The organism is Acinetobacter seifertii (genome assembly GCF_016064815.1).
Taxonomy (GTDB): Bacteria; Pseudomonadota; Gammaproteobacteria; order Pseudomonadales; family Moraxellaceae; genus Acinetobacter; species Acinetobacter seifertii.
Genome location: NZ_CP065820.1, coordinates 3,134,781 through 3,151,366, shown reverse-complemented (window position 1 = coordinate 3,151,366; position 16,586 = coordinate 3,134,781). Strand labels below are relative to the sequence as shown.

Here is a 16,586-nt window from a genome sequence, read left to right as displayed (position 1 = left end):
AGTTCAACTAAGAATGAATAGAATTCAATGAATTTCTATTCGGTCTATGAGTTTTAAGAAAGTTGCTTCTCAAAGAAATTTTTATATACGTTGCTCGTATCTAAATTAATAATATATAAGTTATTTGCTGCTCTTGTCAGTCCAGCATAAACAATTTCTGGACTATCATTAGGTTGAATGATCAGAAAAGTGGTATCAGCTTCAAAACCTTTAAAGCTATGAGTCGTTGCAATCTTCATTAAACCTGAATTGGCGTTAAAATGTCTTTTTTTGAGTTTGCGAAACTCATCTAGTGCTTTTAATTTCTGTTTTGCTGCATTTTTCATATAGCTCGTTAATTTTTGGATTTCAGAGCGAATGTGATTAATATCAGATGGATGACAAGACTGTATTTTTTCTTCTAATTGAGCTTTCTTTTTTAGAAAAGTTTCAACTTTTCCATCAAAGTTTTTTTGAATCATTTCATATTCAGTAGGTGTTTCAAAAGTACTATCTGTTCTCTGAAACTTAAAATTATTTTGTAAATTTCTTAAAAATTCAATTTTTGAAGAAAGGATAGCAATATCGTTTGGACTAAGACTTAACATTTTTAATGTCTGAAAGATAAATTCATAGATTACTTGAATACTATTTGCCGGAGGGATTTGTAAATACTTTTTATCTGAAAATGAAAAAGCTAGGTTTTCGATAATGTCATGCTCTAATTGGTCTGGATATTCCTTTAGAAAAGTATCTTTATATGCATTACAGAGATCAGCAAAAGCTTTATCATCTTGCCTATGTGAGATTTTTAAATTTTTCCAATGACCAAATCCGCGTGTAACAGGATAGTCCTGCTTGTTAATTAATCTATTATAAATATTCTGATTTTGATCACCGAATAATACCATTTCGCCATCTTCTGCTAAGAAATTGGAAATTATGATTTCTAACCACTCTACTTCAAAATCTTGAACTTCATCAATAAAAATAGTTTGGTACTTTATTGGCTTTTCATTAGCTTCTTTACAAAGATAAGATTTAAATACTATTTCAAAAAAATTTTCTAAAACTAGTTTTTCATCTCGGACATTTTTTTCAATTTCATATAAGTCTTTACTTGATATGCCAATAATCTCAGTATTTGATTTTTCTTGAAAGTCTAAGTCAAGAATTTCATTATTTTCAAAGTTTTCTAGATCCTCATCTTGATCGCTTGATGTTGGAAAAGGAATGCCTAAATTATTGAGTTGGGATTTAAAAAAATAATGATAGTTGCTTATTTCAATTGATTTATTGTCAAACTCTAAATTATTAAAGCGAAATGCTTTTTTAATTTTATCACGTATTAGGTTTCGAAGAGCTAAGTTATATGTCAACACTAGCACAGTACTATTGTGTCGCTTAAATGCACGAGCAGTTTTTTCGGCTAGTAATGTTGTTTTTCCGCTACCAGCAACACCGCGAATTTTCATTTTTGTATTTGGAATACTATCAAGTAATTTATTTTGATATTTATCGAATGTGTAGTAATGGCCTTGTTCTTCAAAATACTTTGGTGGAATTAAAATCATCGTAAATATAATTTTGAAATATTGGATTTTTTTAAGGCTATTTATTTTTTTAATTAAACTAGAGATATTGTCTTGAGCAAATGTATTAAATCTGTCCCGTTCTAGTTGGTATTTTTTTGAACTGTATCTTTGCTCATTTGCTGAATTTATAAGTTGTTTTACTTCATTGATAGGACGGTTGTATAGTGCAGATAATCTATCTTTTGTTGTAGTATGTAAATATACAAGGCATTGAATTGTTTTATAAAAGTTAGAATTTAATATATTTGCAAAACCTAATTAGGGTATATGGAGTTCAAATAAATGTGACTTATATTTGAATGCTTGTTGCATTGGTGCGCTTGTTCTTATTTTTGGATTGTGAGTTGTGCGCCAATGATTATTTTTATCAATAAAATAATTTGACATATCCCAGTCTTTGACTTCAATAATAATTGCACCATGCCCTTTTTTTAAAATCAAGAATTCGGGACGATCTCCATCAAGATAAGGATTGAAATAAACATCAAATGTGTCATCTAATTCTTGTGCCAGTTTATTTAAAAGAAATGATTCACCTTCAGTTGGTTTGACTATGAGTTGATCAATAATTTCTAAACTTGGGAAAAAGTTAGCCATTCGAATATTTATTTGGTTTAAAATATTGATATATAAAATTTATTTATGTTTTTATCAATTGTTGAGCTAGTTTAAAAATGTGGTCGTGCATCTAAAAATACTATAAAATACTACCCAATTTGCTTTTGCAATTTTAATTCGTTTCACCAGAACCTATTTATCATAAGGTTTTGAAAAATAGGAAATATTCATGAGTACCCAGTTTTCTGCACTTGTTTCTAAACTCAAAGAAATTTTTCAGATCAATCGACCTGATTTGGATTTTGGTGTTTACCGTATATTAAATGCACGTAGTGATGAAATTGCTGAATTTCTGGATAAGCGTTTAAAAACTAAAGTAGAGCAATACCTTGGCGAAGCAAAGTCGAGTTTTGATGAAAATGCAATAAAAGAATTAGAAGCTGAGCTCAAAGCGGAATTTGGCAAACGTGCGTTTAACGATCAAGGACAACTCATTGATGCTGAAGCAATTGAAAGTGCCTTAGGACAAAAATATATTGCGTTAACCCAAGTTGATGCCGATGAAATGACAGATCAATCGCAAGTGTATAGCCATTTGCTGACTTTTTTTAGTCGTTATTATGATGATGGTGACTTTATTAGCCAACGTCGTTATAAGGGTGATACGTATGCTATTCCTTACTCAGGTGAGGAAGTTATGTTGCATTGGGCAAATAAAGACCAGTATTACACCAAGTCTGGTGAGATGTTTAGCAACTATCGTTTTAAGCTGAATGGTGAGCGTTCAGTTTTATTTCGTTTGGTGAGTGCAGACACAGCTCGTGAAAACCGTAAAGACAATGATAAAGTCCGTCGTTTTATTATTGTGACAGAACCAAAGACCTTTACTCGTGTAGACCAAGACGGTGAAGAGTTTGATGAAACTATTATTCCATTCTCTATTCAAAATAATGAACTGACCATCCTTTTTGAATATGCAACTTTGCCTAAAGGCTCAAAGCAAGAAGCGCTAAATACTGAATCATATAATAAAATTGTGAATGCGGAAGTTGTAACTGCTGATTGGCTAAATGATTTAGTACAACTTGCACCGACTGAAAAAGAACCAAAGCGTACAGTGTTGCAAAAGCATTTGAGTACTTATACGCAGAAGAACACAGCAGATTATTTTATTCATAAAGACTTGGGTAAATTCTTGTGTCATGAACTTGATTTTTATATTAAAAATGAAGTGATGCGCTTAGATGATGTGGTGAGTACTGATCAGTTTATTCAAATTGAACGTCAGCTCAGCATTATCAAGTGCTTACGTCAAATTGGTTTAGAAATCATTAGTTTCCTAGCATCACTTGAAGACTTTCAGAAAAAGTTGTGGCTAAAGAAAAAGTTTGTGGTGAGTGCTGAGTACTGTATTACTTTAGATCGAGTGGATGATTCTTTGTATGCAGACATTGCTATAAATACAGCGCAGTGGCAACAATGGGAAGATCTAGGCTTTAAAGGAACAGATGCAGGTTGGGGAACAGTTGATTATTTAAAACAACACCAAGCTTTGATGGTGGATACTTCATTATTTAGCTTAGAGTTTAAAGCAAAGCTTTTACAGAAAATTGATGATTTAGATACCCAGACAGATGGCTTGATTATTCATAGTGATAATTTCCAAGCATTAGATTTTTTAGATAAGAAATATAATCAATCTATAGACTGTATATATATTGATCCTCCTTACAATACAGGTTCAGATGATGATTTCTTTTATAAAGACTCATACCAACATTCATCTTGGTGTAGTTTGATTTATGATCGCTTAAATGCATCAAAGAATTTGCTTAAACAAACGGGGAGTCTATTCGCTCAAATCGATGATTATGAAGAGCAAAATATGCGTATTTTATTAGATATGATTTTTACTCCTAATAATCGCATTAATAAAATTAATTGGGTAAGAACTTTCAATTCAGGTTCATCAAAAGGATTATCTAACAAATTACCATCTAATTTGGATACTATTTTTTGGTATGTAAATAATACGAGTTCGTATGTTCATATTAAGCAAAAAAGACCATATTCTGAAGGGGCTTTAAAAAGATATGACAAAGTAGATGAGCAAGGTCGACGTTTTAAATGGAATCCGATGAAAACTTATTCACAGGAAAAACTAGAACGTTTAATGGCTATAGGAGAGGCTCAAATTACGGAAACATCTAAGTATCCTATATATAAAAAATACCTGGATGAGAATGCTGGATCACCTCTTGATAATAATTGGTATGACATATCTCCAATTGGAACATTGTCTTCCGAGCGAACTGGTTTTACGACACAAAAGCCAATTCAGCTAATTAATAGAATTTTGAAATTAACAGATAGTAAACTTTCTTTGGATTATTTTGCAGGTTCAGGGACAACAGCACATGCTACTATTGCATTAAATCGTGAAGATAGTGGAAAACGTAAATATATCCTTGTTGAACAAGGTGATTATTTTGATACTGTTATCAAACCGCGTATTCAAAAAGTAGTGTATTCAGCAGAATGGAAAGAGGGAAAACCAACCAATCCTGAGTCTGGTATCAGCCACTGTTTAAAGGTTGTTAAACTCGAAAGTTATGAAGATACTTTAAATAACCTAGAGTTAGTTCGTAAAGGTACACAGCAAAATCTGCTCGCAGAGCAACAAGCTTCAACCAAACCTGAAGATCTAAAGGCTTATAGTGATTATCTGATGCACTATATGCTTGAACTGGAAAGCAAGGATTCCTTACTCAATGTTAAAGACTTCCTAAAACCATTTAGCTATCAAATGAACATCACGATTGATAGCGCAGGAGCATTTGAGCTTAAAAATATTGATTTAGTTGAAACTTTTAACTATCTCATTGGACTGAATGTTCAAGAAGTAGATTACCAGTTAGACAAAGGCTATGTGCAAATTACAGGTAAATTGCGCACAGGGGAATATACAACTGTTCTCTGGCGTGACTGTGAAAAGATTGGCTATGCAGAACTTGATCAATTACTTGAAAAACTTAAAATTAATCCAAACGATGGCGAGTATCAATTGATTTATATCAATGGTGATCACAACGTAGCAAGCAAATACACCACTAAAGAAGGTGAAGAAAAACAGCTCAAAGTCCGTTCAATTGAACAAACCTTCTTAAAAAATATGTTTGAGGAGTAATGCACTGTGGCAAAAGCTCCTAAAGCAAAAACTAAAGCAGTTAAAGTCAATTTCCATGAGCAATTGATTTTAAGTAAATGGTTGTGGTCAAAGTTTAATCCAAATCGTTTGGAAGGCATGAAACAACAGCTGGATTATCCTCAGTTTGAGGGAATCGAGCATGAAGGTGATAATGCCGGTCAAACTAAATTCTTTGGTGTGATCTGCAATACCTTGTTTAACAAACAGGTTGTTGATATCAATGTTCTACGTCGTTATGACTTAAACATTGTGAAACATTGGCAAAAAATCACTGAAAAACGTAATGAAATAGAAGGGCATGTTTTAAATCTCAAATATTTCCAATACCTTTCATTGCTATTTACAGAACTGTATTTAGATCAATATTTTAATCATCAAGCAGACATGCTAAATGAGCTGAATATTGAACTTGAACAATATAATGATGATCAGAAAACTGATGCAGATAAATTTCAGCAGTATTTACCTGAAGATCTCAATAAAATCGGTTATTGGAATGCGACAGGTAGTGGTAAAACACTGCTTATGCATGTCAATATTTTGCAATATTTGGACTATTTCCAATATCAAAATGGTGATAGTACTTTTCCAGACCAAATCATTTTACTTACACCGAATGAAGGCTTGAGTGAACAGCATTTACAAGAGCTGACGGATTCTGGTTTTCAAGCAACTTTGTTTGATAAGCAAAAAAGTCGTAATAGCTTGTATCGAGATGAAATTCAAATCATCGATATGAATAAGCTGAGTGATAGTGATGGTGATAAAACTGTTGCGACGATGAGCTTGGAAGGTAAAAACCTTGTACTGATTGATGAAGGACACCGTGGTACAAGTAGTAGTGCTGGTGCTTGGATGGAACGACGTGATATTCTTACCAAAGATGGCTTTAGCTTTGAATATTCGGCTACCTTTGGTCAAGCTGTGAGTAAGGCAGACAACGTCTATAAACGCTTTGAAGATGCCAAAAAACAAAAAGCCAAAATGCTGTATGGATCGACAGCGATAGGTAAGCTAACTGAAGAACAGCAAAAAAATATTCAGTTGGATGATTTAGAGCAGCAGAAGTACCGTCGTGAAGCACTTAGAGAAGTGTACGCTAAAAGTATTTTGTTCGATTATTCGTACAAATATTTCTATGCGGATGGTTACGGTAAAGAAGTCAATATTCTGAACATGAAAGAATATCATGAAGATGATGAGCGTAATCTTTATCTTACGGCTTGCCTACTTTCTTTTTACCAACAACAGTATCTGTTTAAAAAGAATCAGGTAAAACTAGCGAAGTTTAATATTGAAAAACCACTGTGGGTCTTTGTTGGTAACAAAGTTAATGATGATGACTCTGACATTTTAGCCATTGTTAAATTCTTGGCAGACTTTTTGGATTCATCACGTAAACCTAAGGTAATCGGTTGGTTGAATGATTTGATTACCAATACTTCTCGTTTGGTTGATACAAATGGTATCAATATTTTTGCTAATCGATTTGTACCATTACATGGTCAAGATGCAACTGAGCTTTACCAAGCTATTTTAAAAAGCTTCTTTAACTCCACAACCAATCAACGATTGAATGTGGTACGTGTCACGGCAAACAAAGGTGAACTACGTTTACAGGTTGGTGAAAATACACCTTTTGCGGTGATTAATGTCGGTGATGAAAAGGGCTTATATGATAACTGTGAAGAATCAAGCCAGACACATTATCTAAATGCACGTACCGATGATTTTGCTGAGTCATTATTTCCTACATTAAATAATGATGATAGTGAAACACATCTTCTGATTGGTTCTCGTAAATTTACTGAAGGCTGGAGTAGTTGGCGCGTATCGACCATGGGCTTATTGAACATGGGTACAGGAGAAGGTGCGCAGATTATTCAGCTCTTTGGTCGTGGTGTACGTTTAAAAGGTGAGAATTTTTCTTTAAAAAGAACACCAAGAGAGATTTATAGTAAGGCTGAATATAAAGGTCTGCATTTAGATTTAATGCAAACGATTAATGTTTTTGGTTTACGTGCTGACTATATGGAGAAATTCCGTGATTATTTGAATGATGAAGGCATTATCCTGAATCAGGATTTGGTCACATTGGATTTTCCAACCAATAAAATTAAAACACCTCACTTAAAAACACTTACTTTAAAAGATGGTTATAAAGATAATCAGGCTAATGGGTTTAAGGCTCAGTCAAAACTTTCAATGTTTAAAATTCCAAAACACTATGAAGGTAAAATTAAAAAACCTTTTGTTGTGTTGGACTTGTACCCACGTTTGCAAGCCTTTCATACAGATAAATCTAAGCGTCAAACGGATGTAAAAGATAAGCGTCAAGAACATGAGATTTCGCCAAAAATCATGTGTATGTTTGATTTTGATGAAATTTACTTGCAACTTCAGCAATATAAGTTCCAGCGTGGATATAGCAATTTACAGTTGGATGTTGATGAGTTACAGGAGTTTTGCCTAAGAGATATCAAGTCCTCTATGGAAGATTGGTACAAGCTTTTGATTGATTCGTCAGAATTAACCAATGACGTGAGTGGAATCAAAAAACAGCAAGCGATACTAATTGAGCTGTTACAGTCCTATATGGATAAGTTCTATCATGCAATTAAAAATGCCTATGAAGGGCAGTTCTATGAAGTGACAGAATTTAGTCTCGATGATAAAGAGTTACCTATACAAATCTGTGAGCAATATACACTTACAGCAAAAGAAGGCAAAAATAACGAAGCACAAGAAGTATTTGACCGATTAGAAACTTTGAAAGAATTGGTTAGTAAAGGCGATGTTGAAAAGTTAGTGCCTTGGAAAGAAGATGGGAGCTTTAGGGCAATTACATTTGATCGTCATCTTTTCTACCCTTTACTGGATAAAAAGGATGAAAGTCTTCCATTTACATGGTCGCCAATGCTATTCGATTACACCAGTCATACGCAAAGTAGTGAAGTGAAGTTTGTTATAGATTTACAGGATTATATTAATACAGCTGCTGCTGCTGAATTGCTTAAGGATTATGAACTTTACTTATTACGAAATGCAGATAATAAATATCGTGGATTAGGTTTTGCTTTGGCAGGTAACTTTTATCCAGACTTTTTATTATGGTTAGTGAATAAGGAGACAGGACAACAATATTTAACTTTGGTGGATCCAAAAGGCATTCGAAACATGAATCATGACGATGCTAAAATTGAGTTCTACAAAGAGATTAAAAATATTGAGGCTAAGCTTGAGCATCCTGACTTAATATTAAACAGCTTTATTTTGTCTATTACACCAATGAAAGATATTTTGAATAACTCTCTTTCTGAAGAAGAGTTTGCTAAAAAGAATGTCTTATTTATGGTGGGTAATGGTACAGCTTATCTTGAAAAAATGATCAAGAAAATACTTCAATCATAGGTTGGAGTATTTTAACTTTTTAAAATTTCATAATATTAATTCTAAGGGAAAGTTATGTCTGGACAATATGAAAAACCATTAACGATAAAAGAAGCTATAAATGCTATTCAATCTAATGACTTCTTATTACCAGCGATTCAGAGAAAATTTGTTTGGACGAGTAATCAAATTTGTCAGCTATTTGACTCCATATTGAGAGGATATCCTATAAATTCATTCATGATGTGGGAGATTACTGACTCTGAAATTAAAAAGAATTATAAATTTTATGAATTTTTAACAAAATATTGTCAGAGATTTAATGAGGAGAATCCCCATATTGAAATTAATGCTAGTAGTAAAAATTTTAAGGCAATTATTGATGGTCAACAAAGATTAACATCGTTATATATCGGTTTATGTAGTACCTATGCTTATAAACAACCAAGAGTATGGTGGCCATCAGCTTATGATGAAAATATTCTACCACCGCGTAAATTGTATTTAGACTTATCTCAACCCTTAGATAATGATGAGTCAATGATGCATTATAACTTTAAATTTCTAACAGATTCTCAATTTAAGCAATTGAATAGCATGGATATTAAAAATTGGTTATGTCTACATGATGTACTAAATATGCCAAATGTAGATTTGGCGGATGCTATATTAAAAGTTGTTTTTCCAGAGTTGACACGCAGAAATTTATCTACAAATAGTTTTGCTTCAGAAACTCTTTTGAAATTATATATGGCTGTTCATAAAGAGCAATTGATTCATTATTTCAATGAAAAAAGTCAAGAGGTTGATCATGTCTTAGATGTATTTATTAGGACGAATAGTGGTGGTACAAAATTAGCTTTCTCAGATTTGCTTATGTCTATTGCAGTAGCAAATTGGAATGGTGACTTTAGAAAAGAGATTGAAAATTTAACAAATTGGATTTATCAGTCACAGGATTTGGGCTTTTATATTGAGAGAGATTGGGTTTTAAAAACAGCATTAATGCTAATAGATGAAGATGTCCGCTTTAAAGTAAAAAATTTTACTACTGAAAGAGTACAGCAAATTCAAAATCAATGGGATCAAATCAAAGAGTGTATAAAAGAAACTTTTAAATTGATTAGAAAGTTTGGTATTAATGCTCATTCCTTGACATCTAAAAATGCTGTAATACCAATCTGCTATTATTTGTATAAAAAATATGATGATTTTGGTAAACCATTGTATTTAACAATAAATGATTTATCTAAACAAAATAAGCAAAGAGATAAGATTAGCCAATGGTTCTATATGGTACTTTTAAAGGGGGTATTTGGTGGTCAGGCTGATTCAATTATTTCAAGTATGCGACGTGTTATAAAAGCTAACATATTAGAGCCGTTGTTTCCATTGGAAAAAATTATTAAAAATTATGAGGCTACAAATAAAGATTTACGTTTTGATGATGCATATATTGAAAATATGCTAAATATCCAATATGGTGAAGCTCGTTGTAGACCAGTTTTGCACCTACTATTTCCAGAATTAAAAGCAACAGAGACTTTTCATATAGATCATTTACATCCTCAAAAATTTTTTTCAAAGAAGAATATAATGAAGATAGAAAATTTCACTGATGAGCAAAAATTATTTTATATGAATGCTAATCATTGGAATTCTATTTCCAATTTACACTTATTAAATGATTCATTAAATCTTTCAAAAAGTGATCGATCTTTAGAGGATTGGGTTAAAAACAATAATTGTGGTTTTAAAAATAAAGATTTACTTATTGATGATTCTATTTCACTAAGTTTTACATATTTTGAAGACTTTTATAAAGCTAGAAGAAAGGCCCTAAAGCAAAGGTTTATTGAAAGAGTCTACTTCCAGGAAGATCAACTGGAAAATAAGTTAATTGATTTAAATTTGGATAGTTTTGATGATCAAGAAATAGATCAAGATGATTTATTAGTTAGTTAATTTTAGATTAAATTATTAATATATCTAGCTTTGCAGGAAAAAGTTTCTGGCTAATTTTATTTGATGGAGAATTAATTAAATCAAAAGCTTATATAGTACCCTAAGGCCCCCGTGCCACAACAGAACTTTAATTTTTTGCGCTGATTTAAAGTTATCCACCATTGCGACACAGAGATAAGGGGGCTAAGCCAAACGCTTAGCCCATGTCGTTTTTATCGCACCGCCGCATTACACTAAAAAAAGTAGGGGCAAAGTCCTGTGGGAGAGCAGGACTTTGCAAACTGACATGTTCTAGACGTTGCATAAGCTTAGGCGAATACACTTGTTCAAGCCGTTGATATATACAGTCGCAACTGGCTTGGGTGTGTCCACCCGACAGGCAAATTTTTTCAAACTCCTGCTGCGTGCGGAGGTCACAACCCGAAACGCTGTAATCGCCGATCATAAGGCCTAAAACCAAAATAGTTTTATAAAATTTCATATTATTCTCGTAATGATTGGGGATATATCAGTGAGAAAAAATAAATCGTTATATTTAAAGTTTTAAAATCATTTTTTTAGGATGTAATTAATCCGCCTATAAAATAAGGAAAATAAAATGATTTAAATTTTAAAATAAAAATAATTTATAAATTAAAAACTTTAGATAATAAAAATCCTAAGTTTTAAATAAATAAAAAGTTTATAAGGGAGAGGGGATAAGTTTATATAGTGGCATGGTCAACTCCTTAGAATGTATGGAGTCCTACCACCGAAAATCACCGTCAATTGATTAGGGTGGTAGAACGAAAGAGGGTTGACAGACCGGACATACAGAACCAGCACACCCGAAGGTGTCCCCCTTCCGCCCTACCGTAACATTAGAGGGACGGTGGTTTTCACACAGATTTCTCCCTCAGAAGGATAAATCTGATGTGCTGTATGTAAAAACGGTCTGTCAAAACCGACTGGCAATGTAGGCCAGCGAGACCATAATAATCATAAGTTTTTAATAGGTCAATTCAATTTAAATAAAATATTATAAAAATTTTAAATATAAATTTATATTTTAATTAAACTCAAAAGTTAGTCCTTTAAAATGGGTAAATTAATAGTGATAATAAAGTTAAACTAAACCATTATATAAAGTTTAAAATGCATGAAAGTAACTCATAAATATAAAGTTCAGGTCTTTTTCTTTATAAAGTTAATTATTTATTTTCTCTATAAAAATGAGTATCCTATTTCGAAATTAAAGAACTTGATGATATGAAAAAATTACTTTTATGTGGGGTTATTGCGGTTTGCAGTACATTACATGCTGAAAATTTAACTTCGGTTAATGATATCTATAAATTAAGTGATCCAAGTGATCCCGCTTATAGTCGTATTAACCAGAATTCTAATAGATCTGTTAGAGAACTTGGACAAAATACTGCAGCTCCAAATCAAGAAGCTTTGTTTCAACTGCAGCACAAGAAGCGCGAGATCGAAAGAAAAGATGCATTGTGTAAAGCTGCTTTCGAGATGGCTGCTAATATTATGAATGAGCGTCAAGCCGGAGTGAGTAAAGCAATCCAGCTACAATCAAATTTGCAGACTGCTTATAGATCTCCTGAGTACACAAAATATCAGGTGTATTTAATAAATAAAGCCTACAATGAGCCTGTTTATGCAAAAACAGTGGCAACATATTATGTGAGTCAGGAATTTGCCTATAAATCATTTTTTGAATGCAAAAAAAGTGTATATAGCTTAATTCCATAAGCTGAAGGCGGTTTTTAAAAGCTAAGCGTTGAGCTTAGCTTGAACTTAAAACGTATAACGATAATTAATTAATACACGGTGCTGGTCCCAATCTTTACGGGTCATGCCATTTATTTTTTCACCTAGGTTTGCATTTTCAAACTTTGACTCATAATGCAAAAATGAATAACGCACATCTAAGTTTTTCACCCACGGCAAGGCATAACTCACCGTAAAGTCAAAGTAACGCTCTTTACCTTCAATATCACTACTGATGTTACTTTGGTGCGCGCCAAAACCATAAATATACTTCGCTTCGGTTTTTAAACCTTTCACATAGTCTTTCCAGTTATATTTCAAGCGAAGGGCAACGGCGGTTTCATCGTTATTGGTAAAATCTGGGCCAATGGTCGCAGAGGTTGGAAACGGGTTGGTGCCGTGGTCTTGCGTTAAAACCGAGTTGCGGTCAGAGTGCACGGCAAAGTTATCTTCAATCCAAAAACCATCAAACTTTGAAACGGCAAGACCACCTTCTAGATTATTCTTGGCCACATTTACATCGACAAAATAACCATTCCCACGGTTGTTAATGTCTTGGCCTTTGACACAGTCCAGCTCGGTTTCGGCACCGCATTTAAACAGCTTGCCATCGTCACGCGAGAAAAAAGCCCCTGTGTTAAATGCCCACACCAAGCCATGAAAGGGCAGTTTATATTGAGCAATCGCCCCATACTTTTTCAAATAATCTTTGCTATTTAAATATTCGGCATTCACGCTCCAGTTTTTGTACTGATACTTGGCACCAAGCAAACCAACATAATCAATTCGCTCGTCATTCTCAGTGACAAACTTTTCAAAACTATCCGTGCTGCGCGGTTTCCAGCGGTCATAGTAAGCGATGTAAGTCTGTAGCTGATCATTCAGTTGAAACTGACCACTCGCACCCGAAAAAGTATCGGGTACTGCGCGGTTATTGGTGCTTTTAAGTAAAAGCGAGTCTTGCAATTGGCGGCCTAATTTAATTTCGCCTTTATCACCGAGTTTTGCTTTGATGTAGAGTTGCCCTAAAGTTGCAAAGTTCTGATCAAGCTTGCCGTTATTTTCGACTTCTAAAAGCTGAGCGCTCGGCTTGCCAGAATCAAATAACTTGGTGACTGCATAGAGTGAGCCATCTATCCCCAACCAGTCCCACAAGTAAGGTGACTGATAGTTTAACTCAAGCCCTAAAGCACTTTGTTCATATTCACTTGACGAAGGCGAAGGGTTGGCAAGTGTGGGGTGGGCAGTGCCTTCATCGTTCCAGTAACGGGTGTTAAGTTTTAATTCTAACTTGCCAAATTGTTGAGGAAGCTCTGCATACGCATTGCTCACACTGCCTAAACCAATACAGCCCCATAGCAAATATTTATTCATTTTAAATTCCTTTTTTAAGCATGAATAAGCCCTTTGCCTAACGCTGGGTTAGGCAAGCTTTTTATGAAATGGATGAATTAAGGAGAGAGTTTTTCGAGCACTTGGCCTTTGGTTTCAATGGCAAACAAGAAGGTCACTAAGCCACCAATGAGCGCCACAACGGCAAGCACACTAAACACATATTGAATGCCGTAACCACCAACCACTAGACCCACCATAACAGGCCCAATTGCAGAGCCAGCACGTAACCAAGCGGTACTAAAACCAATGCCCATCGCACGTAGGCGAGTAGGGTAAAGTTCGGCAGCGTAAAGGTATAAAGAGAATGAAATGGTCTGCAAAATCGCATAGCTAATCGTTGCTAAAATTACAACTTCCATCGCCGATTTTGCGCCTAAAACCGAGAGACTCATGAGTGGAATAATCGCCAAGAAAAACGCTGCACTGTACCAAGGACGGCGGCCGACTTTATCAATCATTAAGGCACAGATAATAGAGGCAATCACACCTACGCCCGAGGTAATCCAGCCATAACCTAAACTGGTTTGCAGCGACAAGCCAAAGTGTTGTTTGTAGAGAGATGGCAGCCAAGTCACCATGGCATTGTTCACCATATACACGCAAAACCACATGCCCCATAGGGTAAAGGTCCGTTTGCGGTAAATACCACGAAACAGCTCACGCCAGTCGGTTTTTGCCATGCCTTGCGGGTTAATTTCTTTAACTACAGGTTCAGCCAAAGTTTTACCGCTTTTGATGGCACCATCTTCAAAGCTTTTGACGACTTGATCGGCTTCTTTAAAACGGCCTTTTGAAGCTAACCAACGTGGTGACTCAGGCAAGAAAAACCGTAAAGGAATGACCAGTAAAGATGGAATTAGGCCCACAATAAACATGACTTTCCAGCCGTAAATTGGCATCAGGAAAAATGCTGCCATGCCTGCAAACATAAGACCGAGTGGGAATAAAACCTCATAGAGCAAGAAAAACTTACCACGCTTTTCTGCACCAATAAACTCATTAATATAGGCACTCGCAACAGGCACTTCGCCACCTGTTCCCACACCTTGTAAGAAACGCAAAATTAACAGCGACATTCCGCTCCACGCAAACAGACAGGAAATGTCCATTGCCACAAACAGTAAAATAGTAAAAGACAGCACTTTTAAACGACCGACTTTTTCGGCAAGAGAACCAAAAAAGATTGCACCGACCAGTTGCCCAACATAGCCCGCAGCAATGATCGCACCGACATATGCAGGCGTCAGGTGCCATTCGGTAATGAGTTGGGGTAAAGCAAAGGCAATTGCTAGAACAGTATAAGCGTCAAAAAAGGTCGCTATACCAATGGTAATACGCATAAATTGCAATCGACCAGTGACGGGTAGCCGTTCAAGTCGTGCAATAATTTCCGCATTTTTTTGATGATGACTAATTTGTTCTACATCCGCTAGATTTGTCATCTTCTATCTCCTTATTACTACATTCCTCGTAGTTTTGTTGTTCTATTTCGCACTACCTGTTCACCACAGTTTGCATGCTTTTTATTATTGTTTTTAAGAGACATGCCCGATGTTTGGCCTCAGGCAGCGTACAGGAAAAAAAGGCTAGCGTACATGCTAGCCCGAATAGAATTTAAGCAACGGCTTGGGTTAAATCGACCTTGCCAATTCCAGCTTGACGCATCGCATCATGAATTTCTTGCTCAGCACCATCTGCCAGTGGAAGCAGAGGCGAACGCACAGTGGCATGGTCCAAAATTCCGCGAGCAACCAATGCATGTTTAAGCGCGACTGTGCCTTCCATGTGTGAACCACGGTGATAAACATTGCGAGTCACTGGTAATAATTGGTCGTGAAGTGCACGAGCTTTAGCGTAATCTTTAGCTTTACCTGCCTTAATCATTTCAATTAACAGTTCAGGGGCAATGTTGCCATAGCCAACCAAAGCGCCGTCTACATCAAACATGGTGTGAAGCAAATATTCATCGTGGCAAGTCAACACCTGTAAGTCTGGGCGTTCACGGCGAATAATCGGAATTTCCACATCCCAGCGGCGCATATTACGGACACCATTTTTCATGGCAAACACGCCTGGCTGTGCAGAAATATCGAGTAGAGTTTCTAGGTCGTAAGTGGCCTTCGTTGCATCTGGATATTGGAATAGAATAGATGGCAAACCACTTTCTTCATAAATCGCTTTATAGCGGTCTTGTGGTGCACCTTTTTGATAGCCAAAACGCAGCCAGCCATGTGAAGGATAAATCAAACCTGCCGAAGCGCCTGCGCTGACTGCACGTTTTGCTTCTTCTGCTGCAACCGAAGTACCTTCGAGTGTAATCCCTGCGATTACCGGAATTTTGTCATCTACCGATTTAACAAAGCTTTCGATGACCTGCATTTGTTCTTTTTGCGACAAGAATGTTCCTTCACCTGCATGCCCAAGAACAACCAAGCCTTTCACACCATCAATACTGCCTAACCATGAACCTAAACGTTGAATTGCATTATGGTCTACTTGTCCGTCACGGGTAAAAGGAGTCACAGGTGCTGGGGTTAATCCACGTAAATCTAAACTCATAATCGTACTTCCTATACTGTGTAATTAAATATTCTCTGGTTCTTAATCTGACTTAAATCGTGTGGTAGAGAACATGATTGGAGTATAGAAATAGGTGAGCTATGTAGGAATTACCAATTCTTGAATTTCAGTTATACTGAAAATGTATGGCTCAAAATACTGCCTATGACGAT

At 35.3% G+C, this 16,586-nt stretch carries 10 protein-coding genes; 4 read left to right on the top strand and 6 right to left on the bottom strand.

What is annotated here, in order from left to right; translation table 11 throughout:
- Positions 1 to 53: 53 nt before the first annotated feature.
- A complete protein-coding gene (locus tag I8T81_RS14460; protein ID WP_227602139.1) occupies positions 54 to 1,553 on the bottom strand; it encodes an AAA family ATPase in 1,500 nt (499 codons plus the stop codon).
- A gap of 279 nt (positions 1,554 to 1,832) precedes the next feature.
- Positions 1,833 to 2,171, bottom strand: coding sequence for a nuclease-related domain-containing protein (locus I8T81_RS18965; protein ID WP_227602138.1), 339 nt, complete (start codon positions 2,169 to 2,171; stop codon positions 1,833 to 1,835).
- Positions 2,172 to 2,361: 190 nt separating this feature from the next.
- Here I8T81_RS18965 and I8T81_RS14455 point away from each other — a divergent pair, with 190 nt between their 5' ends.
- Genes I8T81_RS14455 through I8T81_RS14445 form a run of 3 tightly spaced genes read left to right on the top strand, consistent with a single transcriptional unit; the run spans position 2,362 to position 10,695 of the window.
- Positions 2,362 to 5,319 carry a site-specific DNA-methyltransferase gene (locus I8T81_RS14455; protein WP_198071532.1) on the top strand — a complete coding sequence of 986 codons (2,958 nt, stop codon included), beginning with the start codon at positions 2,362 to 2,364 and terminating at the stop codon, positions 5,317 to 5,319.
- A gap of 6 nt (positions 5,320 to 5,325) precedes the next feature.
- The gene (locus I8T81_RS14450; RefSeq protein WP_198071531.1) at positions 5,326 to 8,751 is read left to right on the top strand and encodes a DEAD/DEAH box helicase family protein; all 3,426 of its coding nucleotides are present in this window, start codon (positions 5,326 to 5,328) and stop codon (positions 8,749 to 8,751) included.
- A 54-nt stretch (positions 8,752 to 8,805) separates the two neighbouring features.
- A complete protein-coding gene (locus I8T81_RS14445) occupies positions 8,806 to 10,695 on the top strand; it encodes a GmrSD restriction endonuclease domain-containing protein (RefSeq protein ID WP_198071530.1) in 1,890 nt (629 codons plus the stop codon).
- Positions 10,696 to 10,891: 196 nt separating this feature from the next.
- Here the strand turns inward: I8T81_RS14445 and I8T81_RS14440 are convergent, their stop codons facing one another.
- Complete coding sequence (locus I8T81_RS14440; RefSeq protein ID WP_198071529.1) at positions 10,892 to 11,176, bottom strand: hypothetical protein; 285 nt, start codon at positions 11,174 to 11,176, stop codon at positions 10,892 to 10,894.
- A 767-nt stretch (positions 11,177 to 11,943) separates the two neighbouring features.
- On the opposite strand from I8T81_RS14440, the gene I8T81_RS14435 reads away from it, so the two are divergent.
- On the top strand, positions 11,944 to 12,441 hold the full coding sequence (locus tag I8T81_RS14435; RefSeq protein ID WP_198071528.1) for a regulator of G-protein signaling domain-containing protein: 498 nt from the start codon (positions 11,944 to 11,946) through the stop codon (positions 12,439 to 12,441).
- Positions 12,442 to 12,486: 45 nt separating this feature from the next.
- Here the strand turns inward: I8T81_RS14435 and I8T81_RS14430 are convergent, their stop codons facing one another.
- The 3 genes from I8T81_RS14430 to I8T81_RS14420 all read right to left on the bottom strand — a co-directional run bounded on the left by I8T81_RS14430 (position 12,487) and on the right by I8T81_RS14420 (position 16,413).
- A complete protein-coding gene (locus tag I8T81_RS14430; RefSeq protein WP_198071527.1) occupies positions 12,487 to 13,833 on the bottom strand; it encodes an OprD family outer membrane porin in 1,347 nt (448 codons plus the stop codon).
- A gap of 77 nt (positions 13,834 to 13,910) precedes the next feature.
- Positions 13,911 to 15,296: an MFS transporter gene (locus I8T81_RS14425; protein WP_198071526.1), complete on the bottom strand. Its 1,386-nt coding sequence runs from the start codon at positions 15,294 to 15,296 to the stop codon at positions 13,911 to 13,913.
- Between the two features lie 172 nt (positions 15,297 to 15,468).
- On the bottom strand, positions 15,469 to 16,413 hold the full coding sequence (locus tag I8T81_RS14420; RefSeq protein ID WP_077170070.1) for a dihydrodipicolinate synthase family protein: 945 nt from the start codon (positions 16,411 to 16,413) through the stop codon (positions 15,469 to 15,471).
- Positions 16,414 to 16,586 lie beyond the last annotated feature (173 nt).

Coding starts and splice junctions, on each gene's coding strand:
- I8T81_RS14435 (WP_198071528.1), top strand. CDS start 11,944: ATGAAAAAATTACTTTTATGTGGGGTTATTGCGGTTTGCAGTACATTA.
- I8T81_RS14460 (WP_227602139.1), bottom strand. CDS start 1,553: ATGATTTTAATTCCACCAAAGTATTTTGAAGAACAAGGCCATTACTAC.
- I8T81_RS14420 (WP_077170070.1), bottom strand. CDS start 16,413: ATGAGTTTAGATTTACGTGGATTAACCCCAGCACCTGTGACTCCTTTT.
- I8T81_RS14445 (WP_198071530.1), top strand. CDS start 8,806: ATGTCTGGACAATATGAAAAACCATTAACGATAAAAGAAGCTATAAAT.
- I8T81_RS14440 (WP_198071529.1), bottom strand. CDS start 11,176: ATGAAATTTTATAAAACTATTTTGGTTTTAGGCCTTATGATCGGCGAT.
- I8T81_RS14430 (WP_198071527.1), bottom strand. CDS start 13,833: ATGAATAAATATTTGCTATGGGGCTGTATTGGTTTAGGCAGTGTGAGC.
- I8T81_RS18965 (WP_227602138.1), bottom strand. CDS start 2,171: ATGGCTAACTTTTTCCCAAGTTTAGAAATTATTGATCAACTCATAGTC.
- I8T81_RS14425 (WP_198071526.1), bottom strand. CDS start 15,296: ATGACAAATCTAGCGGATGTAGAACAAATTAGTCATCATCAAAAAAAT.
- I8T81_RS14455 (WP_198071532.1), top strand. CDS start 2,362: ATGAGTACCCAGTTTTCTGCACTTGTTTCTAAACTCAAAGAAATTTTT.